This is a genomic window from Micromonospora sp. NPDC049799, assembly GCF_040656655.1.
Taxonomy (GTDB): Bacteria; Actinomycetota; Actinomycetes; order Mycobacteriales; family Micromonosporaceae; genus Micromonospora.
Genome location: NZ_JBFAMU010000778.1, coordinates 1 through 1702, shown reverse-complemented (window position 1 = coordinate 1702; position 1702 = coordinate 1). Strand labels below are relative to the sequence as shown.

Here is a 1702-nt window from a genome sequence, read left to right as displayed (position 1 = left end):
GTGCCACCGGAGACACGCAGCCCGGCGTACGCCTCGGCGGGCAGTCCCCCGATCAGGTCGCCGCGGATCCAGACGGTGCCGGCGTCGACGGCGACCCGCAGGCCGGTCGGCCCGACGGTGCCGGGTCGGGCGGCGGTGAGCACGAGCGCCGGTGCGGCGGCCCCGGACTCGCGCACCTCGACCCGGCGGGCGGTGAGGAAGACGTCGTAGAAGATGTCGGTGCCGCCCGGGGTCCGGAACGGTCCGATCCGGCGGCTGGGAGCCAGTCCGGAGAGCCGGTCGACGAAACGGCCGGCGAGCAGGTCCTCCCGCTCGTCGCGCCGGTTGACCAGCAGGGCGTCGGCGGGCAGCCGGGTGCCGCTGCGGCGCAGGGTGTCGTCGGCGAGGCGGGCGAGGGTGTCGAGGCCCGGAATCGTCCGGGGCGGGCGCGGGTTGCGGGATGGATCGGACACGCGCTCCTCCTTCGGGAGGGTGGCCACGGCGGTGGCCGGTACCGATCCTTCTCGTGCTTACTCCCCGTGAGAGTCCGCTCGCCGACAGCGCCGCTATCAACAAAGCGCCTCAGGTGCAAGGAAGGGCCCCTTCTTAACGCCTCCGGTAGAGGAAGGGCCCCTTCTTGACGCGAGCCGCGCCACGGTTGCCGAAAAGGCGGTGCGGCTCGCTCGGTCCGACGACTACCGTCCGCACCATGGACCTGGAGATCATTTCGCTGGCCGAGCGCCCCGACCTGGCGCCGCTGCTTGACGACTTCGACGGCGCCTGGCCGGAGTTCATGACCTGGGACCCGATGGCGTCGCTGTACTACGCCGTCGCCGACCGCCACTACCCCGAGTACGTCCTCCTCGCGCTGGACCCGGCCGTGCCCGGCCGGGCGGTCGCCCGCGCGTACAGCGTGCCGTTGCACTGGACGCAGGACACCCTGCCACCGGGCGGGTGGGACCGGATCGTGCAGCGGGCGAGCATCAACCGTCTCGCCGGCACGACCCCGAACCTGGTCTCGGCGCTGGAGATCTGCGTACGGCCGGAGGCCCGTGGTGGCGGGGTGTCCGCCCGGATGCTGGCGGCGATGCGCGACAACGCCCGCCGCCTCGGCTTCACCGAACTGGTCGCGCCGGTCCGCCCGAACGGCAAGCAGGACCCGGACCAGCCGATGCGGGAGTACGCGTACCAGGTCCGCGACGACGGCCTGCCGGTCGACCCGTGGCTGCGGGTGCACGTCCGGGCGGGTGGCCGCATCGACTCGGTGGCGCCACGGTCGATGACCATCCCAGGCACCCTGGCCGAGTGGCGGTCCTGGACCGGCCTGCCCTTCGACCGCACCGGCCCGGTGCGCGTGCCGCAGGCGCTGGCCCCGGTCTGGTGCGACGTCGCACAGGACCACGCCGTCTACGTGGAACCCAACGTCTGGGTCCGCCACCCCCTCTGACCCACCCCACCCCGCTCCCTCCCCGCTCCCACCCCACTCCCACCCCACTCCCACCCCACTCCCACCCCACTCCCACCCCCGCGATCTTGCACTTTCGGTCGCCGAGGTGCGGCTTTCGCGTCTTTCGCCGGGGCACGAAGTGCAAGATCGCGGCGATGAGGGGTGGGGGACCCGGGGGTGGGGATTGGCTGCGCGGGGGGCTGGTGCGGGATTAGCGTCGGGGCGTGGCTGGTGGGCGGAGTGGCAGGGGTGGGCGGGGTGGGCGGGCGGCGCTGA

2 protein-coding genes are annotated in these 1702 nt (G+C 73.4%); one reads left to right on the top strand and one right to left on the bottom strand.

Going from position 1 to position 1702, the window contains the following annotated elements:
• On the bottom strand, nt 1-452 hold a 452-nt coding region (locus AB0I76_RS29390; RefSeq protein ID WP_357042248.1), incomplete at its 3' end, for a hypothetical protein.
• Nucleotides 453-688: 236 nt separating this feature from the next.
• On the opposite strand from AB0I76_RS29390, the gene AB0I76_RS29385 reads away from it, so the two are divergent.
• Nucleotides 689-1426, top strand: a complete 738-nt coding sequence (locus AB0I76_RS29385; RefSeq protein ID WP_357042245.1) for an N-acetyltransferase — start codon at nt 689-691, stop codon at nt 1424-1426.
• Nucleotides 1427-1702 lie beyond the last annotated feature (276 nt).

What these genes read in the sequence shown, in the direction of transcription:
- AB0I76_RS29385 (WP_357042245.1), top strand. Translation starts at nt 689, where the DNA reads ATGGACCTGGAGATCATTTCGCTGGCCGAGCGCCCCGACCTGGCGCCG.